Source organism: Bradyrhizobium sp. PMVTL-01 (genome assembly GCF_051861855.1).
Taxonomy (GTDB): Bacteria; Pseudomonadota; Alphaproteobacteria; order Rhizobiales; family Xanthobacteraceae; genus Bradyrhizobium.
Genome location: NZ_CP193982.1, coordinates 444,658 through 471,401 on the forward strand (window position 1 = coordinate 444,658; position 26,744 = coordinate 471,401).

27 protein-coding genes, 1 tRNA gene and 1 pseudogene are annotated in these 26,744 nt (G+C 64.8%); 13 read left to right on the top strand and 16 right to left on the bottom strand.

The window, feature by feature from the left end; genetic code table 11:
• On the bottom strand, nt 1-483 hold the full coding sequence (locus tag ACRQ5Q_RS02085) for a MaoC family dehydratase (RefSeq protein ID WP_439372457.1): 483 nt from the start codon (nt 481-483) through the stop codon (nt 1-3).
• 254 nt (nt 484-737) lie between these two features.
• Between ACRQ5Q_RS02085 and ACRQ5Q_RS02090 the strand changes: the two genes are divergently transcribed.
• On the top strand, nt 738-1,652 hold the full coding sequence (locus ACRQ5Q_RS02090; RefSeq protein ID WP_439395791.1) for a DMT family transporter: 915 nt from the start codon (nt 738-740) through the stop codon (nt 1,650-1,652).
• Between the two features lie 42 nt (nt 1,653-1,694).
• On the opposite strand, the gene ACRQ5Q_RS02095 is transcribed toward ACRQ5Q_RS02090, so the two are convergent.
• From ACRQ5Q_RS02095 to rplU, 3 genes are all read right to left on the bottom strand, one after another.
• Nucleotides 1,695-2,288 carry a GNAT family N-acetyltransferase gene (locus ACRQ5Q_RS02095; protein WP_439372459.1) on the bottom strand — a complete coding sequence of 198 codons (594 nt, stop codon included), beginning with the start codon at nt 2,286-2,288 and terminating at the stop codon, nt 1,695-1,697.
• Between the two features lie 151 nt (nt 2,289-2,439).
• Nucleotides 2,440-2,709, bottom strand: a complete 270-nt coding sequence (rpmA, locus tag ACRQ5Q_RS02100; RefSeq protein ID WP_018643862.1) for a 50S ribosomal protein L27 — start codon at nt 2,707-2,709, stop codon at nt 2,440-2,442.
• A gap of 102 nt (nt 2,710-2,811) precedes the next feature.
• Nucleotides 2,812-3,198 carry a 50S ribosomal protein L21 gene (gene rplU / locus ACRQ5Q_RS02105; protein ID WP_439372460.1) on the bottom strand — a complete coding sequence of 129 codons (387 nt, stop codon included), beginning with the start codon at nt 3,196-3,198 and terminating at the stop codon, nt 2,812-2,814.
• 331 nt (nt 3,199-3,529) lie between these two features.
• Here rplU and ACRQ5Q_RS02110 point away from each other — a divergent pair, with 331 nt between their 5' ends.
• Nucleotides 3,530-4,660, top strand: a complete 1,131-nt coding sequence (locus tag ACRQ5Q_RS02110) for an ROK family protein (protein WP_439395793.1) — start codon at nt 3,530-3,532, stop codon at nt 4,658-4,660.
• Nucleotides 4,661-4,850: 190 nt separating this feature from the next.
• Here the strand turns inward: ACRQ5Q_RS02110 and ACRQ5Q_RS02115 are convergent, their stop codons facing one another.
• Nucleotides 4,851-5,714: an alpha/beta fold hydrolase gene (locus tag ACRQ5Q_RS02115; RefSeq protein WP_439395794.1), complete on the bottom strand. Its 864-nt coding sequence runs from the start codon at nt 5,712-5,714 to the stop codon at nt 4,851-4,853.
• Nucleotides 5,715-5,850: 136 nt separating this feature from the next.
• Between ACRQ5Q_RS02115 and ACRQ5Q_RS02120 the strand changes: the two genes are divergently transcribed.
• A tRNA-Ser gene (locus ACRQ5Q_RS02120) sits at nt 5,851-5,940 on the top strand.
• Between the two features lie 45 nt (nt 5,941-5,985).
• On the opposite strand, the pseudogene ACRQ5Q_RS02125 reads toward ACRQ5Q_RS02120, so the two are convergent.
• Nucleotides 5,986-6,747, bottom strand: a pseudogene (locus ACRQ5Q_RS02125) (integrase core domain-containing protein); the annotation flags it as partial.
• On the opposite strand from ACRQ5Q_RS02125, the gene ACRQ5Q_RS02130 reads away from it, so the two are divergent.
• Entirely contained in the window at nt 6,661-7,047 is a 387-nt protein-coding gene (locus ACRQ5Q_RS02130; RefSeq protein WP_439395796.1) for a hypothetical protein, read from the top strand. The pseudogene ACRQ5Q_RS02125 and the gene ACRQ5Q_RS02130 sit on opposite strands and share 87 nt — an antisense overlap.
• Before the next feature lie 78 nt (nt 7,048-7,125).
• Nucleotides 7,126-8,106: a Bug family tripartite tricarboxylate transporter substrate binding protein gene (locus ACRQ5Q_RS02135; protein ID WP_439395798.1), complete on the top strand. Its 981-nt coding sequence runs from the start codon at nt 7,126-7,128 to the stop codon at nt 8,104-8,106.
• A gap of 126 nt (nt 8,107-8,232) precedes the next feature.
• Here ACRQ5Q_RS02135 and ACRQ5Q_RS02140 read toward each other — a convergent pair whose 3' ends face one another.
• The 3 genes from ACRQ5Q_RS02140 to ACRQ5Q_RS02150 all read right to left on the bottom strand — a co-directional run bounded on the left by ACRQ5Q_RS02140 (nt 8,233) and on the right by ACRQ5Q_RS02150 (nt 11,678).
• Nucleotides 8,233-9,447 (bottom strand): EAL domain-containing response regulator, encoded by a 1,215-nt coding sequence (locus ACRQ5Q_RS02140; RefSeq protein ID WP_439372468.1) that lies wholly within the window; start codon nt 9,445-9,447, stop codon nt 8,233-8,235.
• Between the two features lie 286 nt (nt 9,448-9,733).
• Nucleotides 9,734-10,159: a hypothetical protein gene (locus ACRQ5Q_RS02145; protein ID WP_439395800.1), complete on the bottom strand. Its 426-nt coding sequence runs from the start codon at nt 10,157-10,159 to the stop codon at nt 9,734-9,736.
• Between the two features lie 355 nt (nt 10,160-10,514).
• Nucleotides 10,515-11,678, bottom strand: coding sequence for a hypothetical protein (locus ACRQ5Q_RS02150; RefSeq protein ID WP_439395802.1), 1,164 nt, complete (start codon nt 11,676-11,678; stop codon nt 10,515-10,517).
• Between the two features lie 338 nt (nt 11,679-12,016).
• Between ACRQ5Q_RS02150 and ACRQ5Q_RS02155 the strand changes: the two genes are divergently transcribed.
• Nucleotides 12,017-12,640 (top strand): LuxR C-terminal-related transcriptional regulator, encoded by a 624-nt coding sequence (locus ACRQ5Q_RS02155; RefSeq protein WP_439395804.1) that lies wholly within the window; start codon nt 12,017-12,019, stop codon nt 12,638-12,640.
• Between the two features lie 56 nt (nt 12,641-12,696).
• Here ACRQ5Q_RS02155 and ACRQ5Q_RS02160 read toward each other — a convergent pair whose 3' ends face one another.
• The 4 genes from ACRQ5Q_RS02160 to ACRQ5Q_RS02175 all read right to left on the bottom strand — a co-directional run bounded on the left by ACRQ5Q_RS02160 (nt 12,697) and on the right by ACRQ5Q_RS02175 (nt 15,160).
• Complete coding sequence (locus ACRQ5Q_RS02160) at nt 12,697-12,942, bottom strand: hypothetical protein (RefSeq protein ID WP_439372472.1); 246 nt, start codon at nt 12,940-12,942, stop codon at nt 12,697-12,699.
• A gap of 95 nt (nt 12,943-13,037) precedes the next feature.
• The gene (locus tag ACRQ5Q_RS02165) at nt 13,038-13,415 is read right to left on the bottom strand and encodes an Hpt domain-containing protein (protein WP_439395806.1); all 378 of its coding nucleotides are present in this window, start codon (nt 13,413-13,415) and stop codon (nt 13,038-13,040) included.
• Nucleotides 13,416-13,562: 147 nt separating this feature from the next.
• On the bottom strand, nt 13,563-14,261 hold the full coding sequence (locus ACRQ5Q_RS02170; protein ID WP_439372474.1) for a Crp/Fnr family transcriptional regulator: 699 nt from the start codon (nt 14,259-14,261) through the stop codon (nt 13,563-13,565).
• A gap of 188 nt (nt 14,262-14,449) precedes the next feature.
• A complete protein-coding gene (locus ACRQ5Q_RS02175) occupies nt 14,450-15,160 on the bottom strand; it encodes a Crp/Fnr family transcriptional regulator (protein ID WP_439395807.1) in 711 nt (236 codons plus the stop codon).
• A gap of 717 nt (nt 15,161-15,877) precedes the next feature.
• Here ACRQ5Q_RS02175 and ACRQ5Q_RS02180 point away from each other — a divergent pair.
• From ACRQ5Q_RS02180 to ACRQ5Q_RS02205, 6 genes are all read left to right on the top strand, one after another.
• Nucleotides 15,878-18,667 (top strand): hybrid sensor histidine kinase/response regulator, encoded by a 2,790-nt coding sequence (locus tag ACRQ5Q_RS02180; RefSeq protein ID WP_439395809.1) that lies wholly within the window; start codon nt 15,878-15,880, stop codon nt 18,665-18,667.
• 24 nt (nt 18,668-18,691) lie between these two features.
• Nucleotides 18,692-19,165 (top strand): chemotaxis protein CheW, encoded by a 474-nt coding sequence (locus tag ACRQ5Q_RS02185; RefSeq protein ID WP_439372477.1) that lies wholly within the window; start codon nt 18,692-18,694, stop codon nt 19,163-19,165.
• 33 nt (nt 19,166-19,198) lie between these two features.
• Nucleotides 19,199-19,585 (top strand): response regulator, encoded by a 387-nt coding sequence (locus ACRQ5Q_RS02190; RefSeq protein ID WP_028143851.1) that lies wholly within the window; start codon nt 19,199-19,201, stop codon nt 19,583-19,585.
• Nucleotides 19,586-19,647: 62 nt separating this feature from the next.
• On the top strand, nt 19,648-20,526 hold the full coding sequence (locus ACRQ5Q_RS02195) for a CheR family methyltransferase (protein ID WP_439372478.1): 879 nt from the start codon (nt 19,648-19,650) through the stop codon (nt 20,524-20,526).
• A gap of 2 nt (nt 20,527-20,528) precedes the next feature.
• The gene (locus ACRQ5Q_RS02200; RefSeq protein WP_439372479.1) at nt 20,529-20,846 is read left to right on the top strand and encodes a PilZ domain-containing protein; all 318 of its coding nucleotides are present in this window, start codon (nt 20,529-20,531) and stop codon (nt 20,844-20,846) included.
• A 133-nt stretch (nt 20,847-20,979) separates the two neighbouring features.
• Nucleotides 20,980-21,483, top strand: a complete 504-nt coding sequence (locus tag ACRQ5Q_RS02205; protein ID WP_439395811.1) for a response regulator — start codon at nt 20,980-20,982, stop codon at nt 21,481-21,483.
• Between the two features lie 51 nt (nt 21,484-21,534).
• On the opposite strand, the gene ACRQ5Q_RS02210 is transcribed toward ACRQ5Q_RS02205, so the two are convergent.
• Complete coding sequence (locus ACRQ5Q_RS02210) at nt 21,535-21,840, bottom strand: hypothetical protein (protein WP_439395813.1); 306 nt, start codon at nt 21,838-21,840, stop codon at nt 21,535-21,537.
• 151 nt (nt 21,841-21,991) lie between these two features.
• Here ACRQ5Q_RS02210 and ACRQ5Q_RS02215 point away from each other — a divergent pair, with 151 nt between their 5' ends.
• The gene (locus ACRQ5Q_RS02215) at nt 21,992-22,627 is read left to right on the top strand and encodes a response regulator transcription factor (protein ID WP_183248584.1); all 636 of its coding nucleotides are present in this window, start codon (nt 21,992-21,994) and stop codon (nt 22,625-22,627) included.
• Nucleotides 22,628-22,710: 83 nt separating this feature from the next.
• Here ACRQ5Q_RS02215 and ACRQ5Q_RS02220 read toward each other — a convergent pair whose 3' ends face one another.
• Complete coding sequence (locus ACRQ5Q_RS02220) at nt 22,711-26,316, bottom strand: PAS domain S-box protein (RefSeq protein WP_439395815.1); 3,606 nt, start codon at nt 26,314-26,316, stop codon at nt 22,711-22,713.
• Nucleotides 26,294-26,713, bottom strand: a complete 420-nt coding sequence (locus tag ACRQ5Q_RS02225; RefSeq protein WP_439372482.1) for a response regulator — start codon at nt 26,711-26,713, stop codon at nt 26,294-26,296. The genes ACRQ5Q_RS02220 and ACRQ5Q_RS02225 overlap by 23 nt, the downstream gene beginning before the upstream one ends.
• Nucleotides 26,714-26,744: the final 31 nt, after the last annotated feature.

Sequence of the window (26,744 nt, forward strand, 5' to 3'; positions counted from 1 at the left end):
TTAACCAGTCGGCCGGCGCCGGATCAGGAATTTCTGCATGCCCTCCAGCACCAGCTCCTTGCGCTGGTTGAACACGGTGCTGCGAAGCGTCACCACGCCGGTGGTGCGTCCCGGCACCAGCTCGGTGACCTCGAGCGCGGGATAGATGGTGTCCTCGGCGAAGACGGGTTTGAGGAACCGGCTCGATTGCTCGAGGAAGCCGACCAGGGAGTCCTCGACCATGAACGGAAACAGGCCGGCGCCGGGCGCGGTGTGGATCAGGGTCTGGAAGCCGTGGGCGAGCAGATGCGGCATGCCGCGGCTGCGGCAATATTCCACGTCGTAGTGCACGGGATGGGTGTCGCCGCTCGCGGCCTGGAATGCGGCGAACACGGCCGAGGTCTGGGTGCGGCTCGGCAGCACGAAGCGCTCGCCGACCACGAAATCCTCAAACCAGCGTTGTGTAGGGATCATGCGATGCTGGGTCGGATCGAAATCGGTCATGTCCAAGCTCTCTTGTCGGTGCGGGGCTTATCGCTACCGCGACGCGAACGGTGCGACAATCCGTTCAATTCAGCGGTAGTGGGCTTGTCGCGGTCGCTCACGTCATTAAAACGACCGCAAGCGACACTATTCGCCGATTCCTGACGCTCTCTCCCCGTCATTGCGAGCGCAGCGAAGCAATCCAGGCTGCTGCGGCGGAAAAATTCCGGATTGCTTCGCTGCGCTCGCAATGACGATCCCTCGCAGTCCGATCGATGCCCTTCTTCAAGAACCTCTCCGCCTACGACGATCGTTCCGCGCGCCTTGCCGGCATCGCGCTGATGGTGCTGTCGATCTTCATGTTCTCGTTCGGCGATGCCATGGGCAAGTTCCTGGTCGGGACTTATTCGGTGGGGCAGCTGCTGTTCCTGCGCGCCTGCGCGGCGCTGCTGTTGCTGTCGCCGCTGATCTGGAAGCAGCGTCACCGGTTCCTGCATCTGGAGCGGCCGGGCCTGCAGCTGTTTCGCGTCGTGCTCTCGACGCTCGAGGTCGCTGCCTTCTTCCTCGCGACCGTCTATCTGCCGCTTGCCGACGTCATCACCTATTATCTCGCCGGCCCCATCTTCGTCACCGCGATGTCGGCGATCTTCCTCGGCGAGAAGGTCGGCTGGCGGCGCTGGACCGCAATCCTGATCGGCTTCTGCGGCGTCCTGATCGCGCTGCGGCCGTCGGCCCAGACCGTCAGCCTGCCGGCGCTGATCGCGCTCGGCGGCAGCCTGTCCTTCGCAACCCTGATGCTGATCACGCGCAGCCTGCGCAAGACGCCCGACATCGTGATGGCGTCCTCGCAATTCATCGGCACGTTCTCGCTCGGCGCGGTGCTGTCGGCATTCCACTGGGTGCCGCCGACGCCGGGCAGCCTCGTGTTCTTCGCGCTGGCGGGGCTCATCTCGGTGACGGCGCTGTTCTGCGTCAACCGCTCGCTCAAGCTCGCGCCGGCGAGCGTGGTGGTACCGTATCAATATTCGATGATCGTCTGGGCCGTGATCTTCGGCTTCATCGTGTTCGGGGATGTGCCCTCGATCGCGACCATCGTCGGCGCGGCGATCATCATCGGCGCGGGATTCTACATCTATGTGCGTGAGCGTGATCTCGGGCGCGAGAGCACGGAAGTGAATCCGCCGGCGTGATGCCCATCCTCCCCTGAAGGGCCGGGGGAGGGTGATCGGGACCTACCTCACCCGTCGCGCGCTGCTCCAGCTCTTCAGCGACGCCCACACGCCGCGGGAGAGGCGGAAGCAGTCGACAGGCGTCGAGGAGCCCAGCGCCAGGAAGCGGTGCAGCTGGACGCCGCTCCACTGGAAGCCGCACTTCTCCAGCACCTTGCGCGAGGCCGGGTTGGTGACGCGGGCGCCGGCATGGAGATGGTCGTCCTCGTACTCCTCGAAGAAGAAGTCGATCGCGCCGCGCGCAGCTTCGGTGGCGAAGCCCTGGCCCCAATGCTCGACGCCGAGCCAGTAGCCGAGTTCGGCGTGGCCGGGCTTGGAGCAGTCGATCCCGACCATGCCGACCGGGCCGCTGTCGTGCTCGATCAGGAACACGGTCTCGCTGCCGGGCTCGGCGGTGGCGCGGATGAACTCGATGGCGTCGTCCTGCGAATAGGGATGCGGCAGGCGGCGCGTGTTCTCGGCGACGCGGCGGTCGTTGGCGAGCCGGGCGATGGTCCTGACGTCGGCGAGGGTCGGCCGCCGCAAGGTCAGCCGCTCGGTGGCGACGACGCTGGGTCTCGCCTCCCGCAAGGTCACGCTCGAGAAGTCCTGCAACATGTCCGGCTCCGTGAAAGTCACTAAATCAAAGTGAGCAAGTCAAAGAAAAGGGGAGGCCGGTTTCCCGCCTCCCCTGGAGCCTTCGATCTGTTGATCTCTGGGACTCCGCCGGTTTGGTAGGACCCGGCGGACTCCGATTTGATCCACCGTTCTATTCAGCCGCCTCTGCGATCGGGAGCACCGATACGAAGGTGCGGCCGTTGGCTTTGGCCTGGAACGCAACACGACCTTCAACCTTGGCGAACAAAGTGTGGTCCGTGCCCATGCCGACATTAAGGCCGGGGTGCCAGGTGGTGCCGCGCTGACGCGCAATGATGTTGCCGGGAGTGACGATCTCCCCGCCGAACGCCTTGATGCCGAGGCGCTTGCCCTTCGAATCGCGTCCGTTGCGCGATGAACCGCCTGCTTTTTTGTGAGCCATGGCTCGTCTCCGAAATCCTGCGTATTTCTAGATCAATTCCTTGACGGAATCATTTCACGATTTCTCACGCATCAATTCGTGAATTGGCGTGATCACATCCCGTTATTCGGCGGCTTCCGCTGCCGGCTCCTTGGCCACCTTCTCCTTCTTCGGACGCGGGCCCTTGGTGGGCTTGGCGCCGTCAGTCAGAATCTCGGAGATACGGAGCACCGTGATCTCGTCGCGGTAGCCGCGCTTGCGGCGCGAGTTCTTGCGGCGGCGCTTCTTGAAGGCGATGACCTTCGGGCCGCGCTTGTGGTCGAGCACCTCGACCGCAACGGACGCGCCTGCGACCGTCGGAACGCCCAGCACGGGCGTGTCGCCACCGACCACCAGGACTTCATTCAACTGCACGATCGTGCCGACTTCGCCGGCGATCTTGCCAACTTCGAGAACATCATCCGGCACGACGCGGTATTGCTTGCCGCCGGTTTTGATGACTGCGAACATCGTTCTTTCTCCGTGTTCAATCCCGGCCTCGGGACGAGCATCGTCCGGGTCGGCTTTTTGTCAGTCGCTATGGGTTTATATGCGTTTTGTGCGGACGGGAGTTATCCCATTGAAAGCCCACGCAAAAACATGCGGCGCGAGAAACGCCCCGCGCCGGCTGGGGGACTTATAGCGGCCAACAGCCGCAAGTCAAGGAAAACCGGGCGAAAACGGCCCGGATTTGAAGGATTTGGCTGCGCCGGCGGCCTTCCGCCAAATCTCGGCCGGCTTTGCAACAAACCGGTTCCCCCGCAGTTAGTTCGCCGCAACAGATATGCGGGCAAGGGCTCCCATGGCAACAGACGAACTGGTCAAGACGACGGGCATCGCCCAGCACGGGGCGAGCCGCCTGCCGTCGGTCGATGTCGACAGCTTCAACATCGAGATCAAGGACGACGACGGCTTCCTCGGCGATCGCGCCAGCAAGGGTGCGTTTCGCGAGATTCTCGAACGGTGGCGCAAGCCGCTGCGCAAGAGCGGCGAGGACCCCTTCGGCGACGAGCCGTCTGACAAGATCAGCAAGAAGGTCCTCGATGCCGTTCTGGTCGGCGACGACACGGAGGCAACGGCCGTCGTGCACAGCGCGATCGAGGATTTTGCCCAGGAGCTCGCTTACGTCACGCGGCGGTTCCTCAAGACCAAGGCCTGGGCCAAGACCGAATGCATCGTGGTCGGTGGCGGCTTTCGCGCCAGCCGGCTCGGCGAAATCGCCATTGCCCGGGCCGAGATCATTCTGAAAGCGGAAGGCTTCAAGGTCGACCTGCTGCCGATCCGCTTCGATCCCGATGATGCCGGCCTGATCGGAGCCCTGCATCTCGCGCCGTCCTGGATATTCGAGGCCTATGACAGCATCCTCGCGGTCGACATCGGCGGAACCAACATCCGTTGCGGCATCGTCGAGACGCGCTGGAAGAAGGCGCCTGACCTGTCGAAGGCGGTGGTCTTCAAATCCGATCTGTGGCGCCACGCCGATGATGAGCCGAGCCGGGAAGCGGCAGTCAAACGGCTGGTCAAGATGCTCCAGGGCCTGATCGATGACGCCCAGGCCGAAGGCTTCAAGCTGGCGCCCTTCATCGGCATCGCCTGTCCCGGCGTGATCAACGCGGACGGTTCGATCGAGAAGGGCGCGCAGAACCTGCCGGGCAATTGGGAAAGCAGCAAGTTCAACCTGCCGGCGAGCCTGGTCGAGGCCATCCCCGAGATCGGCGGGCACGACACCGCGATCCTGATGCACAATGACGGCGTGGTTCAGGGCCTCTCCGAGGTGCCGTTCATGCAGCATGTCGAGCGCTGGGGCGTGCTGACCATCGGCACCGGGCTCGGCAATGCGCGCTTCACCAACCGCCGCAAGGAGAACGGCAACGGCAAGGACCGGGACTCTACGGAGAACGGGAAGAAAAAAGGTAAAGCAGAGAAGGAGTAACCTTGATCGGTTAGGTTAAGGACGGGATTGCGTTGCGCGTCGCGGTGGCTGCACGCTAGGGTGGAACCGTCGCTTCACCTGGCCGGCGAAGCCGCCCTTCACGGCCAGTATTGGAATGAGCGGCACGGGACCGCCAGTGTTTACCGCGTCTGGCGGTCCCACCCCGCTTTTTTTTGGATGTCCGTGAGCCTCAGCTCCAGCCGACGCGCTGAAAGAAGGCCCCGATCTCCGCCGCCGCGCGATCCGGATCTTCCCGATGCGGGAAATGGCCGACGCCGGGAAACATCGCGAGATCGAGCGCGCTGAAGGTCTCGGACAGCCGATCGGTCCACGCGTAGGGAAACAGCGGATCGTGCTCGGCCCAGCGCACGCAGGTCGGCACCATGATCGGCGGAAGCTTTGGTGCTTCGCCCTTCATCATCGCGACCCGCCCGGCATGCGAGGCCCGATAGTGCGCAAAGCCGCCGGCGAGATTGCCTTCCTTGAAGTAATTGTCGGCGAAGGCGTCGAGCACGTCGTCGAACGCGTCCTTCCGGTGCGCCCAGCCCTTCAGGAAATGGCGGATATAGAGCCGGCAGCTCTCGCGGCTCGCCCCGATGAGCGCCGGCGCCATCTCCATCTGGTGGAAGGACTGGTACCAGATGTGGTTGAGCCGATCAGGCGCCGCCATGCGCCCCCCGATCCCGGGATAGACGAAATCGAAGAAGAACAACCCGGCGAGCCGCTCCGGCGCCTGCCGCGCCAGCGGCTGCATCACGGCGCCGCCGACATCGTGGCCGACGACGCCGAATCGCTCGGTGCCGAGCGCCTCCATCAGCGCCAGCATGTCGGCCGCATGGCCGTCCGGCCCATAAGGCCCGTCCGGCTTGTCGCTGTCGCCGAAGCCGCGCAGATCAGGCGCGATCAGGGTGAAGCGGTCGGAAAGCCGCGCCATCACCGGCTCCCAGGTCAGCCAGAATTCCGGCCATCCATGCAGCAAAAGCAGCGGTTTGCCGCGTCCGGCGCGAACCAGGTGGAAATCGGCGCCGTTGGCGCGGGTCGTCAGGTGCTCCATGGCAGTTCCTTCCCAAGGAGGCGGATGGAGGTGAAAGAGGCAGCTGATTTTCCCCCTTCGCGCCTTGTCTGGCCCGCCATCCTCGCCTATTAACGCCCCCAACCACGGGGGCCGCAGCTCCTATATGGCGCCTTCAGGAGAGGTGGCAGAGTGGTTGAATGCACCGCACTCGAAATGCGGCATAGGTGCAAGCCTATCGGGGGTTCGAATCCCTCCCTCTCCGCCATCGTGACCGGTTGTCCAGCCCGGACACATAGGTAACGGGTCGTACCTAAGACATGGGTGACAACCTCGTGCCGAACGGGTTGTCGAGAGGCTGCAGGGTTTTCTGCTCCAGGTCGAAATATCCAAGATCATAGTGCATGAAGCTGACGAGCCAAATGCCATCGTCGACTTCCTTGATGCCGAGTTTCTGGCCGGCCAGCACGAGGGAGATATTGATTCTCTTGCGGTACAGGCAGAGGCGACCGCAGGAGGTGACGACGACGTCGCGGTCATGGAAGGGATAAGCCAGTTCCGGCAAGCCGTCGTAGCGGCGGGTTGAGGCTGAGTAGAGGTCTGCGGGGCGTTTCATGTCGAGAGCCTCATGCGGCCGCTCTTCATTGAACTCGTGCAGGAAGCTGTCGAAGCGGTCTTGCTGTTGCAGGCTGTTGAATCCCGGCGGGCGGGTCGCTTCCTTTTTGAGAGTGAGGTGCATCCGCTCATGACGTCCGTTCTGCTGTGGATGGCCCGGTTTGATGCGCTCGATGGCAATGCCGAGCCTGAGCCACCACACCGATAGCTTTGAGAGATTGAACAGAGCGTTGGGACTGGCAAAAGGCACGCCATTGTCGGAACGAATGGCAAGTGGCAGCCCGCGGTCGCGGAACAGCCGCTCAAAGGCCGTTATGGCAGGTTCTTCGCGTGTCGAGTCCAGAGCTTCGCAGAGCAGCAGGAAGCGCGAGGCATGGTCGGTGACGGTCAGCGGATAACAGTATCGGCCATTGCCGAGCTTGAACTCGCCTTTGAAGTCAGCACACCACAGATCGTTCGGGGATGCGCCCGCGCGCCGCATCTGTTCCTGCGCGACGGACGATCGCTCTACGATGCGTTCGGCGCGGGCTACACATTGTTGCGGTTCGACCCGGCGATGGATGTGACACGGCTGCAATCCGCAGCAAGGGAGCGCGGCATGCCGCTCGCGCTGGTCGATATCGCGCCAGAGGATGCGAACGGCGAGTATGCTGAAAAGCTGGTGCTGGCGCGGCCCGATCAGCACATCGCGTGGCGCGGGCAGGCCGCGCCCGACGATCCAATGGGCTTGCTGGCGCGGATCATCGGCGCTGCGGCGTAAGGCGACTTCAAACGGACGGCCTGGCGGCGAACGCCGCCAGCTGTGTTGCAAGAACAAAAGCACACTGAGGAGGAGAACGTGTTTCACGTTGCAAGGCGCCGCATCCTGCCCGTGCTGACGGCTGCGACTTTCGCCCTGTTGCCGCTGGAGGCGGGCCGCGCCGCCTATCCGGAGCAGTTGATCAAGATCATCGTGACCTTCCCGCCCGGCGGCGGCGCCGACACCGTGATCCGCGCGCTCGAACCGCTTGTCACCGCCGAGCTCAAGCAGAGCCTGGTCATCGAGAACCGCGCGGGCGCCGGCGGGAACATCGGCATGGCCGCGGTCGCGCAAGCCAAGCCCGACGGCTATACGCTCGGCGTGGCGCCGGCGGGTGCGCTCACGGTGAATCCGCATCTCAATGTCTCGATGCCGTTCGAGCTGAAGGATCTCGCGCCGATCACCCTGCTTGCGGAAATTCCCTTCGTGCTGGTCGCATCCGCGAATGTCCCGGCGCACTCCACCGCGGAGACGATTGCGCTCGCCAAGGCCAAGCCGGGCGCGCCGTCGATCGGGCATGGCGGCAACTCGACGGCGATGCATCTGACCGCCGCGCTGTTCACGCAGAAGACCGGGACCGCCATGGAGTTGGTCCCGTATCGCGGGACCGCGCCGGCGACGGTCGATGTTCTCGCAGGCCATGTCCCCTTCGCGGTGCTGGACATTCCGTCGTCGCGGCAATTGATCCTCGACGGCAAGCTCAACGCGATCGGCGTGTCCTCGGCGCGCCGCCTTCCGTCCTTGCCAGATGTACCGACGCTGGCAGAAAGCGGAATCGCCGGTTTCGAATCCGTGGGCTGGTTCGGGCTCGTTGCTCCCGCCGGCACGCCCGCGGAAGTCATTGCCAGGCTGAGCGAAGCCTTCACCAAAGCCCTGAAGGATCCCTCGGTGGCGGAGAAGATCAGGACCCTCGGCGCGGAGCCGGCACCCATGGCGCCCGAGCAGTTCGGCCGCTTCATTCAGAGCGAAAGCACGAAATGGGGCAAGCTCATCAGTGAGGCCGGCATCAAGGGAAACTAGACACGAGACGGTGACGCTGCACGTTACTGTGACACTGGGGCAACGGGCTCCTCGCCGTCATCATCTTCAGCGCTCGCTGCCGGCGACACGCGTGGCCGCGCGGCGGTTGGCCTGAGGCTGAAAGCCTCAGGCCTGTCCCAGCACCGTTCGCGCCTGCGCGCTCTTTGCGAATTTCTTCAGCGGCATCGGCTTGCCGAACAGAAAGCCCTGCACGAGGTCGAAGCCGAGCTCGTTGGCGGCGACGAGGTCGGCGCGGCTCTCGACGCCTTCGGCGATGGCGCCGACACCGTAGCCTTGCGCAAGCTCGACGATGTGGCGGCACACCGTGCGCTTCAGCCGGTCATCGCCGCTGCCGGTGACGAAGTGCCGGTCGGCCTGCAGCTTGATGAAGGGGATCTTGCCGAGGTCCATCAGCGACGGCCAGTTGGCGCCGAGATTGGCGATCGACAGGCCGATATTGTGCAGACGCACCTCGCGGGCGACCTCGACGAGCAGATCGAGGTCGCGGATCGCCTCCTCGCTGTCGATCTCGATCGTCAGTCCGCCGAAGGCCGGATGCGTCGGCACACGGCGGCAGAGATCGCGCACGGCCTGCGGCTCCTTCAGGTAGGAGGCCGGCAGGTTGATCGAGAGATCGACCGGGCCCTGCCGCTCCAGCAGATAGTGCCAGTCCTGCACGGCGCGCTCGATCACGAATTCCGACAGGCTGCGCAGATGCGGATCGTCCGCTTCGGGAATGAAATAGGCGGGCGGCACCACGCCCCAGGTCGGATGCCGCATCCGCACCAGCGCCTCGGCGCCGCTGCGGATCAGCGTCCTCGCGTCGATCTTGGGCTGGTACCACAGCTCGAGCCAGCCGGCATGCAAGGCCTCGCCGACATGCACGGCCGGGCTCGGCGCCGGCTCCTCCGGCAGCAGCATCGCGACGCGGTCGCGCAGCGTCTCCGCGGCAAAGGGCGTGGTCAGCGGCGGCAGCATCGCAAGACCGTATTCCTCGCCGACCTGCTGCACGGCCCTGACGATGATCGACTCGCGCGCGCCGACGGCGAGGACCTTGCCGTCGAAGGACTCGCGCACCAGCGTCTCCAGGAATTTCCCGGGCTCGATGCCGTCGGCGGCGATGCCGAGCAGGATCAGGTCCGGCAATTCGCGCGTCAGCACGGATTGCAGCTCCTCCGCGCTGGCGCATTCGCTGGTGACGAAGCCGAGGTCCTCCAGCACTTCGGCGAGGAATGCACGCAGGTGGCGCTTGCCGTCGGCGACGCAAGCGCGCGGCGTCATCTTTCGCCGCCCGAAGGTTTTGGGCCTTCGTCCGGCGAGCTCAACAATTTCATCGTTCATCGCAAACCACTCCCGTTCCGCGAACGGTGTTAGCGACGGGAGCAGTTTCAAATATGGAGAGCTTCGGCCGATTGTTGAATTATCTGGGTAACGTTAAAGCGCGCACCACGTCTAAAATTGTCCGGATCTCGTTGGAGAAGTTTTTACGCCTCACCTCGCGTGACGGCCGCGTGACGCCGTCATCGCGGAAGAATCTCGAATGATGCGACTAGCCGCTGGCGCGAGGTCGGTGTCCTGCAATAGGACGAGCCCGTTCGCGGTTCGCCCAATTGAATAATGGACGCCCTCAATTGCTTGTGGCCTTGTCGTGTTGAGCCATCCCGACCGCCTTGTAGTCGTAGGTCGGATAGAACTCGGTGCGGTACGGACCCCATGCGGTATCCTCGATCACGCGATTGACCTCGCGCAGCCGCGAAGGGGGCAGGCGCAGCGTGACGACCTGGCCGATGCCCATCACCACGTACCAGCTCACGACCTCGATGCCGGGCGGCGGAAACGCCTTGCGGAAGCCCTGCTTGTCGAGCTGAGCATTCAATTCGCTCAAGGGACGCCACTGGTCGTGCTTGAAGAAGATGGTGAGCAGCACCGCATTGTCCGCGGTCGGCGCCGCATCGCCCTGCGGCGGCGACGTCTGCGCCATCGTCGTCGATGTCAGCGCCAGCGCGACCGTCAGCAGGGCAGCCATCGTCAACGTCCGTCGGTTCGATCTCATCGCGGATTCCTTCCCATGCTCGTGCGATGGACTGGAGCATAGAAGCGACGCACGCAGCGGGAGAACTCATAATCGCGCGATGCGCGCATGTTCCGCCGCCGCCCGTGACGGTTCTGCGACAATTCGGGCGGGCGAGACGGCGCGCGTGTGAACCAGATCACATATGCATTGCCGCAGCTGCGCTATTGCTCAGCTCAGCCGATGGTGGGCTGTGTTTGGGATTACAGCTATGTCGATGCGGCGAATGATGTATTGGTGGTTCAGGTTCGTGCTGTCAGGGCGGTTTATGGATCGCTTCCTGTGCCTGCCGCGTTAGCGCGCTGCGCAACGTGGCCCTCTGCCGCCGAATCCCGATCTAGGTCTGTCCGATCAATTTGCGAAACGCCGCCGCGCCGTCCTGCACGGCGTCGCGCCCCTTCCAGGCGAGATAGGAGAGCTTGCCGCCGAGCGTGTCGTGGCTGCGCAGCCGGCGCGAGCCGAGGATGTGGCCGACATTGGCCGGGAAGCGGCTCACCTCCGCGGACACCAGCGCCGCGATCGCGTCCATCAATCGCTGGAGGCGGATGCCCCATTCGCTGGCCTCGATGCCGTCGATGCAGACCTTGAGCGCATGTTCGGTGTCGTAGATCTCGGTGAGCAGGTCGCGGGCGACCAGCACCCGGTTGTGACGGAGTGCCATCCTGAGAGCGAGGCGCTTGTCGTCGAGCCGGTCGAGCACCATGTGCACGACACAGGCATAGGGCGTGGCGGCGACGTGGGCCGCAGCCTTGCTCGCGGCGGGCCGTGTGGCAAGGCGCACCAATTGCCAGGACGTCTTCAGCCGGCGCGCCACCAGCGCCAGCGCAAAGGGCAGCGCATCCGGGTGAGATTTCTTGAAGGCATCGAGCTGCGCGGTGATCCTGGCCACCAGGCCGTCGTCGAACTTCGCGATCTTCTCGGGCAGCTTTTCGTTGAACTTCGGCAGCGCGTCGCCGGCGCGCAGCACATGCTGCATCTTCCTCACGTCGTCGAAGGCGGTGCGCGAGGCCGTGTACTGCGCGAGCTTGCCGCGGGCGAGTTCGGTGCTCTCCACTGATGCAAGGGTGTTCTCGAGCACCTTGACGACCTTGATCTGGAAGCTCGACGCGATCTTTTGCACTTCCTTCGGGTTGTTGGCGGCGACCTGGTCGTTGATCGCCTTGATGTAGTCGCGCGCCATGGTCGGCAGCAGGTCGCGGCAGATCCACTCCCAGATCGGGGTCAGGGTGTTGCGCGAGATGCGTCCCGCATTGGCATGCTCGGGCGCGCCATCGATCAGCAGCAGCTCGAGCGGGGCGAAGAAATAGCGCGAGGGGCTGGCCGCGCGCGCCTGGGTCGATCCGTCCTTGCGAAATTCGGCGCGCAGGCGGGCCTGAACCTCGGCCGAGCCGGGCATGTCGATGCCGCACAGCTCGAGCCGCTCGAGTTCGCTGAGCAGACAGCTGCGCGACAGCGGCGTCAGCCTCTGCAGGAATTCCGACAGCCGATCGATCTCGTTCATGGCACGCAATCTTCCGCAACGATTCCAGCAGGCTGACCAGCCCAATGCATGGAGGCATTTGCGCGCTCGCAATCCTGCCTAGAGAAGCAAGTCGCCGTTAATTAATCCGTAAAACCTGGGGCCGGGGCGTCCGGGCCGGGGGCGACCAATCGGCGAGACTTGGCCTGTTTGCCCGGGATTTGGGCGAAGTTCTCAACCCCTGCATGGTCGAGACCTGCCGCGCGCAAGCATAAATTGTGCCCATGCCCACGTTTTAGCGCAAAACTGACAAAATCACCGTAATCATACGGAGCAAAAAGTTAACCACAGACCGACCCCGGTTCCGCTAAACAGGTCACATGGGGTCACAGAATGATACGGCCGCCGATTCGCGGCCGTCGGAATGGTACGACAGCAGCACCGCTCCGGCTGAAGAGCTCGATTTCGTCCGCCTGAACGCCGTCCGGGCCAAGGCAGCCGACGAAATGGCGGCCGCCATCGCCCGCGAGCTCAACGGACCCCTGACTGCGCTCCTGCTCTACATGGGCGAGATCAAGCATCACAGCGATCAGCTCGCGCCTGTCACGGCCGACCGCGCCTATCTGCAACGGGTGGTGGAGAATGCGCTGACGCAGACCGAGCGCGTCTGCGGCCTGGTCAAGCAGCTTGCCGGCCCCCACAAGGGTGCCCCGCCGATTCCGTCCCGGATCGAAGACGCAGAATCGAACGCCCCGCGCGCACCGCAAGCCCGGCGCGTGCCCAGCGCCGAACCGATGGGCCTGTCGGGCCAGAAACGGCTCACCAAGCGCGAGCGCGAGGTGCTTCGCCTGATCAGCGAGGGGTGTTCGAACAAGCAGGGTGCGCTTCGGATGCAGATCAGTCCGCGCACGTTCGAGAGTCATCGCGCCGAGGCGATGCGCAAGCTCGGTGCGCGCAACACGGCGGATCTCGTCCGGGCGGCGCTGCTGCATTCGATCGACTGAGGTTCTTCTCTTGCGCTGCCGCCGGTTGTGCGGGGGCGGGAGAAGCCCGATCGCGGTCAGAAACAATCTTCTGTGAAGGGACGTGCGCGCGATGTGGGCCGCAGCGGCTTGAGGTCTTCCTTCGGCGCATTCGGGATGATCGTGATGGTCCAGCGCGGAGGGCTCGATTCCTGTTCCAGCACCGAGCGTACGAAGCCAGTCACCGTCGAGTCGCCGGACTTCACGGTCGCCATTCGACCGTTGAACTGAGCGATGCGGAAGCGACGGACCTCCTTCTGGTCCGCAGTCTCATAGGTGAACATGGAAACCCTCCTGGTTTCCCGCGACTATCGCCACCTATGATTAGTCATCTCTAAAAATCGCAAACCGTAGAAGTACGGCGGGTTTAGCCCGCGCTTTAGCCTTGCGGCTCCTGCGCACGCGCGGCGGCGTAGGCCGCATCCATCCGGTCCAGGAGATCGCGGAATTCGGTCTCTTGAAGCGTCTCCGCAGTCTTCTCCAGCCGCAACGCCAGCGCCGCGAGCCTGACATAGCCGAACGTTCCCGCCGCGCTCTTGAGCGAATGCGCCTCGCGCGCGATTTTGCCGTGGTGCTGCCAAAGCGGAAGCGTGCGAAACAGCTGCAGACGCGCACAGGTCTCGCTCCAGAACACGGCGCGCACCTCGCCGGCGCCGTCCTCGCCGATCTCGCGCACCAGCGCCGCGTATGCGCCCGGCTCGCGTGCGGGCTCGAAATCGAAGGTTCCCTGCGCGGGTGCAACGGTCACGTCAAACATGGTCTCGCCCTGGTCACGGTTCACCGGTCGCGCGGCGCATGCAGCGCGCGACTCGCCCCCGTGTCTACGGCGTCGGAATTTCAGTTCCGGTAGTGGGACCGAAGGTGTTTGCAGGCCGCCGTTAGCCGCCGGTTTACCACGTGCCGCTCAGCGCTGGCCGAGCAGGCGGTCGTACTGGGCCTTCACCGCGCCGTAGCACTCGCAAGCCGTCTGGCGCAGGCCGTCCAGGTTCAGGATCTGGATGTGCCCGCGGCTGTAGTGGATGAAGTTGGCATGCTGCAGGGTGTTGGCCACCAGCGATACGCTGTTGCGCCGCGCGCCGATCATCTGCGCCATCGCCTCCTGGGTCAGCAGCAGCCGGTAGTCGCCCGACAGATCATGGGTGTGCAAGAGGCAGCGCGACAGCCGCGATTCCACGGGATGGGCGGCGTTGCAGCCCGCGGTCTGCTGGACCTGCGCGTAGACCGCCAGCCCGTGGCGGGTGAGAAAGGTGCGCAGGGTCCCGCTCTGGTCGGCCGCGGCGCGCAGCCGGTCGAGATCCATCACGGACGCGGTGCCGGGAACCAGCACGATCGCCGTATTCAGGGCGCAGGCATCGCCCATGGACGAGAGCGCGCCGAGCAGGCTGTCGCGGCCGATCATGGCGACCTGCACATGCTCGCCCTTGGCGAGCTTCACCACCAGCGAGATGACGCCCCGATGGGGAAAGTAAGCGCGCTTGAGCGTCTCGCCGGCCGCGACCAGCACGGCCTCATGCGGCAGCTCGATCGTGCGCAGGTACGGCCGGAGCAGTTCATAGTCGCCCGCCGACAGCGCGGACAGGAAACCGTTGGAAGGGCGCACCATCGTTTCCAAAGCTGCCTCCCGTCTCCTCATCGGTCAGTCGCGGCGAGCGAGATTGCTCCCGGCGCGGGTAAGTTCCATCATGTTCACGTCGGGATATATTGGCAATTGGGACAAGATGTCCGAGTGCAGCAATCGCGCCTGCGGTGCTGTGTTCACCGCAGCATGCAGGTGACTGCGCCCGGCTCGCGTCACTGCCGTGCTCCGAGCAGGCGGGAATGCGAGGCCTTCACCGCCGAATAGCAGTCACAGGACGTCGCTTTCAGCGCGGGCAGATCGACGATTTCGATTTGTCCGCGGGTGTAGCGAATGATGCCCGCCCGCTGCAGCGCATGCGCGACCATGGAGATGGCGTTGCGCCGCACCCCCATCATCTGCGCCAGCGCTTCCTGCGTCAGCGGGAGGCTTGCGCCGTCGGACAGGTCGCGGGCTCGCAACAGCCAGCGCGCCAGCCGCGCCTCGACCGAATGCAGCGTATTGCAGAGCAACGATTGCTGCGCGTGTGCAAGCAGGACCTGCTCATGGCGCACCATCAGGTTTCGAAACGACGGGCTTGCAGCGGCGATCTTCCGGAATGTCGCGGCTTCCAGCGCAGAAGCAGTGCCCGGGAAGAGCACGACCGCATCCGTCGGTGCGATGCCGTCGGCAAGCGCCGCGCCGCCGCCGACGACGCTGTCGCGTCCCAGCGTCGCAACCTCGATCGTCTGCCCTTCGGACAAGCTCACCAAGATCGAAATGGAGCCGCCGTGCGGGAAGTAGGCGTGTCTCAGTGCGGCGCCGGCCGCGCCCAGGACAGATTGCCTGACCATTTCGACGGTCGCCAGATGGGGGCGCAGCCGGTCGAGATCTGCGGCGTCGAGCATTTGCAGCAACTGATTGGGTGGGCGGCCGCTCGCCGTCATGCAGGATCAATCCCAATGCGCTCAAGCTACGATCGAAGCCGCGTCAAGTTGCAAGCAAGATAGATCTTATCCTAGAGGTTGTGGTAATGTCCATAACGGGCAGACACGCCGGAGCGTGTGCGGCGGAACTAAGAGTTGCGTTCTGATTCGCGCACGCGCTTGGCGCATCGGTCCAACGGCGCCACTCGGGAAGAACCTGCAGGGGGCCTCGATGAGCCGGAAGCTTTCGGTCGGCGGCAGAGATCGGTTGTCAATGCCATCGGACGTCGGGCGATCCGCGCAGCCTCCTTTGCCAACCAATTTACATGAACCATCAGCGATTGCTTCGCGCCAGTCCGTGACACCGCATGTAAGCGTTCGTTGACCCTAAATGCCGATCCTGCGGACTTCAGCAGAGCACGACGCGCTGGCCATCTGAGCACCCGCGATTGCCCGCGAGCCGCGCCTATCGTCCCCAAGAGTCGGACATTTTCGCGCACATCGTCCCGCCTTTCCGGACACGTTTACCCAACCTCAATCGTCGTCACCTCGCGCTGCGGGTTTTGCCGAAAAGCGGTTGCCGTGTGCGGCCGAACCGCAAACTTGTCTTCAATATCCGTATTAGCACGGAGGATGAAATTAACGGGACCGTGAAAGGGGTTGTCTAACGATCTAGAGGCTTCCGCCGATTCCAGGCTTGGCGCAGGCCTCGAAGTCCAGCTCAGTAAGGCGTACCCCATGGATGATCTGTTGCGGGAGTTTTTGACGGAGACCAGCGAGAGCCTGGACACCGTCGACAATCAGCTGGTGAAGTTCGAGCAGGAGCCGAACAACGCCAAGATCCTGGATAACATCTTCCGCCTGGTCCACACCATCAAGGGCACGTGCGGCTTCCTCGGCCTGCCCAGGCTCGAAGCGCTGGCGCATGCCGGCGAGACCTTGATGGGCAAATTCCGCGACGGCATGCCGGTGACCGCCGAAGCGGTGACGGTGATCCTGTCCTCGATCGACCGCATCAAGGAGATTCTGGCCGGCCTCGAGGCGACCGAAGCCGAGCCGGAGGGTACCGACCGCGACCTCATCGACAAGCTGGAAGCGATGGTCGAGCAGGGCATGGCGGCCATGTCAGGCTCGGCGCAGCCGATGCCGGCCGCCGGGGCCGCTCCCGCCGTCGAGGCGCCGCCGCTGGCGCCGGAGGCCCCCATTGCCGCGCCGGCCAAAGCGATGACCACGGGCTCGCTGGTCGAGCAGACCCTGGAGCGCCCCTTGCGTCCCGGCGAGGTCTCGCTCGACGAACTCGAGCGCGCCTTCCGCGAGACCGCGATCGAAGCCCCGGTCCCCGCGCCCGCCGCGCCGGCGCCGGTCGCCGCGGCCCCTGCCGCGAAGCAAGCTGCAAAGCCCGCCGCCAAGGAGAAGGCCGCGCCGAAGAAGTCGATGGCCGACGAGACCGCGAGCGAGGGCGACCGCGTCGCCAACCAGTCGATCCGCGTCAACGTGGATACGCTGGAGCATCTGATGACCATGGTCTCCGAGCTGGTGCTGACCCGCAACCAGCTGCTGGAGATCTCCCGCCGCAACGAGGACACCGAGTTCAAGGTGCCCTTGCAGCGCCTCTCCAACGTCACCGCCGAGCTGCAGGAGGGCGTCATGAAGACGCGCATGCAGCCGATCGGCAATGCCTGGCAGAAGCTGCCCCGCATCGTCCGCGACCTCTCGAGCGAACTCGGCAAGCAGATCGAGCTGGAGATGCACGGCGCCGACACCGAGCTCGACCGCCAGGTGCTCGATTTGATCAAGGACCCGCTCACCCACATGGTGCGCAACTCCGCCGATCATGGCCTCGAGACCCCCGCCGAGCGCCTGGCGAGCGGTAAGGGCGAGCAGGGCACCATTCGCCTCTCCGCCTATCACGAGGGCGGCCACATCATCATCTGCATCGCCGACAACGGAAGAGGCCTCAACACCGAGAAGATCAAGGCCAAGGCGCTCTCGTCAGGTCTCGTCACCGAGGCTGAGCTGGAGAAGATGTCGGAAGCCCAGATCCACAAGTTCATCTTCGCCCCGGGCTTCTCGACCGCGGCCGCCATCACCTCGGTGTCCGGCCGCGGCGTCGGCATGGACGTGGTGCGCACCAATATCGACCAGATCGGCGGCACCATCGACATCAAGAGCGTGGCGGGCGAAGGCTCCTCCGTCACCATCAAGATCCCGCTGACGCTCGCCATCGTCTCGGCGCTGATCGTCGAGGCCGCCGGCGACCGCTTCGCCATCCCGCAGCTCTCGGTGGTCGAGCTGGTCCGTGCCCGCGCCAACAGCGAGCACCGCATCGAGCGCATCAAGGACACCGCGGTGCTGCGCCTGCGCAACAAGCTGCTGCCGCTGATCCACCTCAAGAAGCTCCTGAAGATCGACGACGGCGCGGCCTCCGATCCCGAGAACGGCTTCATCGTGGTCACGCAAGTCGGCAGCCAGACTTTCGGCATCGTCGTCGACGGCGTGTTCCATACCGAAGAAATCGTCGTGAAGCCGATGTCCACAAAACTCCGTCACATCGACATGTTCTCCGGCAACACCATTCTGGGCGATGGCGCGGTGATCATGATCATCGACCCCAACGGCATTGCCAAAGCGCTCGGCGCCGCCGGCTCCTCGGCCCATGACATGGGCGACGAGAACGGCGCGCACCACATCGGCTCGGGCGAGCAGACCACCTCGCTCCTCGTCTTCCGCGCCGGCTCCTCGCAGCCCAAGGCGGTCCCGCTCGGCCTCGTCACGCGCCTCGAAGAGCTGCCGGCCGACAAGATCGAGTTCAGCAACGGCCGCTACATGGTGCAGTACCGCGAGCAGCTGATGCCGCTGGTGGCCATGGAAGGGGTCACCATTGCGAGCCAGGGTGCCCAGCCGATCCTGGTGTTCGCCGACGACGGCCGCTCCATGGGCCTCGTGGTCGACGAGATCATCGACATCGTCGAGGAGCGCCTCAACATCGAGGTCGGCGGCTCCAGCCCGGGCATTCTCGGCTCGGCCGTGATCAAGGCCCAGGCCACCGAAGTGATCGACGTCGGCCACTTCCTGCCGATGGCGTTCGCCGACTGGTTCACCCGCAAGGAGATGAAGCCGTCGATGCATTCGCAGTCGGTGCTCCTGGTCGACGACTCGGCCTTCTTCCGCAACATGCTGGCGCCGGTGCTCAAAGCGGCCGGCTACCGCGTCCGCACCGCGCCGACCGCGCAGGAGGGCCTGGCGGCGCTGCGCGCCCAGAGCTTCGACGTGATCCTGACCGACATCGAGATGCCGGACATGAACGGGTTCGAGTTTGCGGAAGTTATCCGCTCCGACAACAACCTCGCCGCGACGCCGATCATCGGCCTCTCGGCGCTGGTGTCGCCGGCGGCGATCGAGCGCGGCCGGCAGGCCGGCTTCCACGATTACGTCGCCAAGTTCGACCGCCCCGGTCTGATCGCGGCGCTGAAGGAGCAGACCGCGGGCGCCGCCGGCGCCTCGGAGCTGAGCCGTGCGGCGGCCTAACCAGCGGGATCAGGAGATACGCTTATGAGCAGCAAGACCCAGTCCGGCGGAGGCGCCATGGTCGAATACGTCACCGCGATGATCGGCGGCCAGCTGTTCGGCCTGCCGATCTCCCGGGTCCAGGACGTGTTCATGCCCGAGCGCGTCACCCGCGTGCCGCTGTCCTCGCGCGAGATCGCCGGCGTCCTCAATCTGCGCGGCCGCATCGTCACGGTGGTCGACATGCGCTCGCGTCTCGGCCTGCCCAGGGACGAGGACGGCAAGACCCCGATGGCGGTCGGCGTCGATCTGCGCGGCGAATCCTATGGCCTGCTGATCGACCAGATCGGCGAGGTGCTGCGCCTGCCCGAGGACGGCAAGGAAGAGAACCCCGTCAATCTCGATCCCCGCATGGCCAAGCTCGCCGGCGGCGTCCACCGCCTCGACGGTCAGCTCATGGTCGTGCTCGACGTCGATCGCGTCCTCGAGCTCGAAACCAAAGTGCAAGTGGCAGCGTAAGCCAACGAAAACATCGAAGCCGGAGAACCAGAAATGAAAACGTGTTTGGTGGTCGATGATTCCAGCGTCGTACGCAAGATCGCGCGCCGGATCCTGGAAGGCCTCGAATTCCAGGTCACCGAGGCCGAGGACGGCTCGAAGGCGCTCGAGATCTGCCAGCGGCAGCTGCCCGATGCGGTGCTGCTCGACTGGAACATGCCGGTCATGGACGGCTTCGAGTTCATGGGCCACATGCGTCGCTTGCCCGGCGGCGACCAGCCCAAGGTGGTGTTCTGCACCACCGAGAACAACGTGGCTCATATCGCTCAGGCGCTCAGCGGCGGCGCCAACGAGTACATCATGAAGCCGTTCGACAAGGACATCATCGCCGACAAGTTCGCTGAAGTTGGTTTGATCCCGGTCGGACAAGCCATGGTCTGAGTGTGTCTGGCCCAAAGTGTTTGGGCCAGAGTGTTCCAGTACAGCTTTCCGAGAGGCCATCCGTGACCCCGACCGAGTACGAGTATCTGCGTAAGTTTCTGAAGGACAATTCCGGTCTCGACCTGTCCGCAGACAAGCAATATCTGATCGAAAGCCGCCTGCTGCCGCTCGCCCGCAAGGCCGGGCTCTCCGGCATCGCCGAGCTCGTGCAGAAGCTGCAAGCCGGCTCGCGCCAGCTGATCACCGACGTGGTCGAGGCCATGACCACCAACGAGACCTTCTTCTTCCGCGACAAGGTCCCATTCGATCATTTCCGCGACCACATCATGCCGGAGATCATCAAGGCCCGCGCCGGCAAGCGCAGCGTGCGGATTTGGTGCGCCGCCGGCTCGACCGGGCAGGAGCCCTATTCGCTGGCGATGTGCCTGAAGGAGATGGCCGCGGCGCTCACCGGCTGGCGGGTCGAGATCATTGCCACCGATCTGTCGCAGGAAGTGCTGGAGAAGGCCAGGGCCGGTGTCTACAGCCAGTTCGAGGTGCAGCGCGGCCTGCCGATCCAGATGCTCGTGAAGTATTTCAAGCAGACCGGCGAGACCTGGCAGATCAATCCCGAATTGCGGGCGATGATCCAGCACCGGCAGCTCAACCTGCTGCATGATTTTGCCCAGCTCGGGACGTTCGACGTCATCTTCTGCCGCAACGTGCTGATCTATTTCGACCAGGACACCAAGATCAACATCTTCAACCGTCTGGCGCGCCAGATCGAGCCCGACGGTTTCCTGGTGCTTGGCGCGGCGGAAACCGTGGTCGGATTGACCGATACGTTCAGGCCGATTCCGGACCGGCGTGGCCTCTACAAGCCGAACGAACCGCGTGCTGCGGTTGCCAAGCCGGCGCTCGCCGGCGCGGCGGCGCGCATGGCGGTGATGGCAGGACGATAGGCATGACCGAGGATGGCAAGGGCGCCGAACGCGTCACGTTCAGCCGCGGCTATGATGTCTGCATCATGGCCATCGACGGCACCTGGCGTCGCGACTGCAAGCTCAACGCCATTTCCGACACCGATGCGGTCCTGACGGTTGAAGGCTCGATCCAGGGGCTGAACCTGAAGGAGTTCTTCCTGCTGCTGTCGTCGACCGGCCTTGCCTACCGTCGCTGCGAGCTGGTGCGGGTCAACGGCGCCGAAATGGACATCCAGTTCCTGCGCGGCAAGAACCGCAAGAAGCGCGGCGCAGCCGGCGGTCACGACGCGGCAGCCTGATCCGGCACGCCCAGCTCTTTCCGCCAGTTACTTTATATTTGCTGAAACATCCGGATGAATTTGCCGCAGCGGTTTTACGGGGCCGAAGCGCGCGCCGTGTATCCATTGCCCGTCTCAATCTCAGGATCCGGCAATGCCCAGAAGTTCCCTCTCCCCCGTCACATCGAACCTGCCCGACGTCGCCGAGCGGCGTGCACTTCAGCTCCTGGTCGTGGACGACGACGCCACGCAGCGCAGCCTGATCACCGTCGCCGCCAAGCAGGCCGGCCACGAGGTCACCGTGGCGCCGTCGGTGGCCGACGCGATCGAGAAGCTCCGCGCAGCGCGCTTCGACTGCGTGACGCTGGATCTCGTGCTGGAGGATGGCGACGGCATCGACGTGCTGCGCGAGATGGCCGAGGCGAAATTCGCCGGTGCGGTGATCGTCATCAGCGGCATGGACGGCAAGCGCCGCAGCGCCGCCCGCAGCTTTGCCCGTTCGGTCGGGATCGAGCTGCAGAGCCTGCCGAAGCCGCTCGATCTCGCAGCCCTGCGCATCAGCCTCGCCAATCTCGGCAAGACCGCGATGGGACTGCCGGCGATTCACACCTGGGGTGGTGTCGCGACCGACGCGATCGTGGAGCGGCACCGCGCCTGACTCGCGGAGCTGCCATGCGGTAGATCGCGGCAGACAACGCGCGATTGCGGCTTACGCGGGATTATCCGATAACCACAGCTGCTGCAGGGCGCGGTCGAGCTCCGCTCGGCAGGCGTTGAGAGCGGCGCCTGCCGTGGCAAAACGGGGCGTGACGTCGTCGAGCACGAAGATCTCGGTGGAACCCGCGGTAGCGCTGTCGTCCTTCGGCTCCATGTCGTCCTCGGTCATGGCCGCGTCGATCAGACGCATACTGAGGTCGATGCGCGCGATCAGAGAGCGAAGTTCGGCTGCGATCAACTGACGGCTGTCGGTATCAGCCATCGCGGCGAGCGGGGGCGCGCCTGCGTAATTTAGCATGGATATTCTCCGTCTCCCGCAATAAGGCACCCACCCGCTACTTGTGCGTTAAGTCCATGTCCCGTACAAATACGGGTGGGCCGAATCCGCGCCGAACGCCATAACGGGAGGCGCGGACGCGAGTCCTTCATGCCAACTGGATGTGTGGCACATGGCCGAACAAAGCTCTCGCGGTGAAATCTTCGTAGTCGATGACGACCCTGCCGTTCGCGACACCTTGTCGATGGTGTTGAAGGCGGCGGGCTATGAGGTGATCTGTTTTGCGGACGGTGCAGCGCTGCTGTCCGTTGCGCGAAACCGCACACCGGCAGCGATCCTGCTCGACGTGCACATTCCCGGAAAGTCGGGTCTCGACATTCTGAGGGAGCTGCACGGCGAGGATTACCCGGCGCCCATCTTCATGATCTCCGGGCAGGGCGACATCGCCATGGCGGTGAGCGCCATCAAGAACGGAGCGCTCGACTTCATCGAGAAGCCGTTCCGCGGCAGCGAGATCGTCGGTCGTCTCGACGAGGCGATCGGCGCTTATGCACGCCGGCAGGCGGAGAACGCGTCGCCGAAATTCGGCTCGCTGCATTTCCCCGGACGCGAGCCGTTGACGCGCAGGGAACGTGAGGTGCTCGAGCAGTTTGCCTCCGGTGCCTCCAACAAGGAGGCCGGCCGCACCCTCGGCATCAGCCCGCGCACCATTGAGGACCACCGCGCCAACATCATGAAGAAGCTCGGTGCGCGCAATGCCGCCGACCTGATCCGCATCGTGATGACCGCGGCCCAGCGCGCGTCGTAGCCTTTACGCGAGATGTCGTAGCCCGGGTCAGCGAAGCGACACCCGGGACTGCCGGCGCAGGATGTCGCTTCGCTCATCCGGGGCTACGGTGCCTCAGCCGTCAACGCCCTGCGGATGATCCGCGCCAGATCCGACTTGCGATAGGGCTTTGCCAGCAGCAGAACACCGGAATCCAGCCGGCCGTGATGGATGATCGCATTCTCGGTATAGCCTGACGTGTAGACCACCTTGAGATCGGGGCGCGTCTTCATCATCTCGTCGGCGAGCTGCCGTCCATTCATCTTGCCGGGCATGATGACGTCGGTGAACAGCAGGTCGAAGCATTTTCCGGCGGCGACGATCGCGAGCGCCTCCGCGGCGTTCGCAGCCTGCAGGGTGACGTAGCCCAGCGCATGCAGTTGCGCGAGCACGTAGTCGCGCACCAGGCGGTCGTCCTCGACCACCAGGATCGTCTCGTGTCCACCCTCGATCGTTGCGGGCGTCACGCCGTCGCCGACTACAGTCGCGGTCTGGCCCGGCGGCAGGTACATCTTGATCGTGGTGCCGTGGCCTTCCTCGCTGTAGATCTTGATGTGGCCGGCGGACTGCTTCATGAAGCCGTAGACCATGGAAAGCCCGAGCCCGGTGCCCTTGCCCGGTCCCTTCGAGGTGAAGAAGGGATCGAACACCCGCGCCAGCATGTTCGCCGGAATGCCGGTGCCGGTATCGCTCACGGCGATCAGCACGTAGTTGCCGGGCCTGATATCGTTGACGCTGGCATAGACCTCGTCGAGATAGGCGGTGCCCGTCTCCAAGATCAGCTTGCCGCCGCCGGGCATGGCATCGCGGGCATTGAGCGCGAGGTTGAGGATCGCGGTGGTGAGCTGGTTGGGATCGACGATCGCGACGCAGCTCTCGTCCTCGAACACCGATTCGATCTGGATCTGCTCGCCCAGCGTCGGCCGCAGCAGCTTGGCGGTGTCGACGATCAGCGAGTTGATGTCGATCTCGCGCGGCTGCAGCGGCTGCTTGCGCGCAAACGCGAGCAGGTGCTGGGTCAGCTCGGCGCCGCGTCCGGCCGCCTCGTCGATCATCCTGGTGATCGTCGCGAGCTCGGGTTCCTTGGCCACCGCTTCGCCGAGAATTTCGATCGTCCCGGTGATCACGGTGAGGATGTTGTTGAAGTCGTGCGCCACGCCGCCGGTGAGCTGGCCGACGGCCTCCATCTTGTCGGCGTGGCGGATGCGCTCCTCGGCCGCGATCTTGTCGGTGAGGTCGCGGTAGAAGACGTTGAACAGGATGCCCTCGCGACGCTTCAGTGCCGTGACGCTCAGCTCGGCCTTGAACTCCGTGCCGTCGCGGCGGCAGCACATCAGCTCGCGGCGGCGGTTGATCATCTGGCCGTCTCTGGAATCGAGGTAGCGCGCAAGGCCTTCGCTGAACTTGTCACGGTCACCGGGAGCGACGATGAGTTCGATCGAGCTACGGCCCAGCGCTTCGTCGCGGCGCCAGCCGAACAGCTCTTCGGCCCGCGAGCTCCAGTTCAGGATGATGGCGCGCTCGTCGGTCTGGACGAAGGCGTCGAGCGCGGTCTCGACGATGTTGCGCGCGAGCTGCTCGCTCTCGCGCAGGGATTCTTCCGCGAGTCTCGCCTCGGTCATGTCGCGGCCGACGAAGAAGAAGCGCTTGGCCTTCTCGGACCAGTTGCCGAGCCATGACAGCCAGACCTCATGCCGGTCCTTGTGGAAGCAGCGGGTGTCGCCGAGCTTCGGGTGTTCGCCACGCCTGAGCGCGCGCATCTCCTCCTGGGATCGCTTGAGATGCGAGGGATGGACGAAGTCCGCGCCGCTGCGGCCGATCATCTCGTCCGGCCGGTAGCCGAGAATGGCCTCGCAGCTCGGGCTGACCTGCACGACATGGCCCGCCGGGTCCATGATCATGATCAGATCCTGCGAGGCGTCGAAAAGCTGTCGCCGCTCCTCGAGCTGCTGTTGCAGCGCCCGCTCGGCCCGTCGCGCCTCGGTGAGGCTGCGCGCGACTCCGGAGGCGCCGACGATTTCGCCCGACGGCCCCTTGATCGGTGAGAGGCTGAGCGAGATTTCGACCGGCGTGCCGTCCTTGCGCAGGCGTATCGTCTCGAAGCGTTCGATCGGCTCGCCCCGGGCGATCCGTCGAAGATAGTCCTTGCCCTGCTCGCGGCGGTCGGGCGGCACGATGATCGCGGTGGATTGCCCGATCGCCTCGCTCGCCGCATAGCCATAGAGACGTTCGGCGGCGGGATTCCATCCCGTGATGACGGCATCGAGCGATTGCATGACGATCGCATCGTCGGATGATTCGACGGCCGCGCTGAACAATTGCTCGCGCGCCGCATGATGGCTTCGTGCCGCCTCGGTGCGGCGATGCTCCCGGATCTCGCGTTCGAGCGCGGCCGTCTTCGCCTGCGTCTCCTCGACCATCCGGGCAAAGGCCCGCGCCAGCACGCCGGTCTCCCCGCTCGCGTCGACGGGAATGTCCGCGGGCCGCCCGCTGCCGATTGCCTCCACCGCCGCGGTCAGGCGCCCGATCGGACGAGTCAATGAGCGCGCCAGCAGCACCGCGAGCGCGGCCGCGGCGAGCACGGCAAGAATCCCGACGAGAAGGGACGTCTTTTGAATGGCAGCCGGCACGCGACCGAAGACGGACGGGGGAACGGTCACGATGATGGCGACCCACTCCTTGCCCGCGAGCAGCGCCGGCGCGATCGCCGCGCCGCTCGGCCGGCCTGACTCGTCGGTTGTGAGCCGCGTGACTAGGTCCGGCGTGCCGGCCAGCGCCGACAAGAACGGAAAGTCTTTGCGCCAATCGGTGGGGTGGCCGCGCAACGAGCCGAATTCCTGCGTCCGGTCGGGATGGACGAGATAGTCGCCGCGCGAATTCACGACGTATATCTCTCCTCCCGGGCTCCTGGTCGAGCGGACGCGGTCGAGCGCGGGACGCATGTCGATATTGGCGATGACGATCCCGAACGGCTTGCCGTCCGACGTGAACAGGGGCATCGCGACGCGAAGAGTCGGGATGTGGAGGCCCGTCGTGCCGCCCTGGCGGGTGGCAAGATCGATGGACGAGACATAAACCTCGCCGGGTGGCAGCCGTATCGTTTCCTGAAAATAGGCTCGCTCGCTCTTGTGCTCCAGTTCGCTGTCGGGGACGATCCGTACCGTTCCATTCGGGCCGGATCGATCGACGCGGACCAGCTCGCGCTGGTTATCGTCGAGACCGATGACGCGAAACTGCGCATAGCTGGGTTTGGCCTCGATCTCGGCTACGAGCCGCGCCGCGATGCGCTCGCGCCAGGTCTGCTCCGAAACGCCGTCGGTAGGGTCAATGCCTCCACCGAGGTGGGCGCGGATCAGGCCGTTGATGGCTGCGGCGGAGCGATAGCCGGTCAAATCGCCGCGAGCGCCGGCGACGTAGGATTCCAGATTGGTGGCCAGCAGGCGTGACTGGGCCTCGACCCGCTCCAGGACTCGCGGAATGACCGCTTGCGTGATGTTGCGATAGCCCAGCCAGCCGACGGCGCCCACGGTCATCGCCACCAGCAGGATCATCGCGATCGCCAGCCGCGTTGCGAGCGTCATGCGGACGTTCGCAGGACCTGCCGGACGGCCGCGCCTGCTCCGGTCCGGTGCAGAAAGGAGGGGCTCGTCATCGGCGGCCGGAACTGACATCGGATTCTTCCGGCTCGCTCGACTTCAGGCAGCCATCGACCGCGGCGAGCAGCGCGTCGGGCCGGAACGGCTTCTGAAGACTCGCCACCGCGCCGAGCCTGGTCGCCATTTTCAGGAAATCCGGCTCCGCATAGACGTCCGGCGTGATCGAGCGCCCGGAAACGACGATGATAGGAGTGCCGGGGGCCAGCGCCCGGATGTGGCGCATCGTCTCCAGCCCGTCCATGGCGGGCATGAAGATGTCGAGAAACAGCAGGTCGAACGGGCTGGCCTCGAACAGCGCAAGCCCCTTGTGGCCATCGCCAGCGACAGTGACGTGATGGCCGGCCCTTTCCAGAAGCAGCCGGACGGTGATCTGCACGGCCGGGTCGTCATCCACGATCAGGATGTTGGCCACGTCAAGAATCCTCCGGGTCGCATGGAACGTT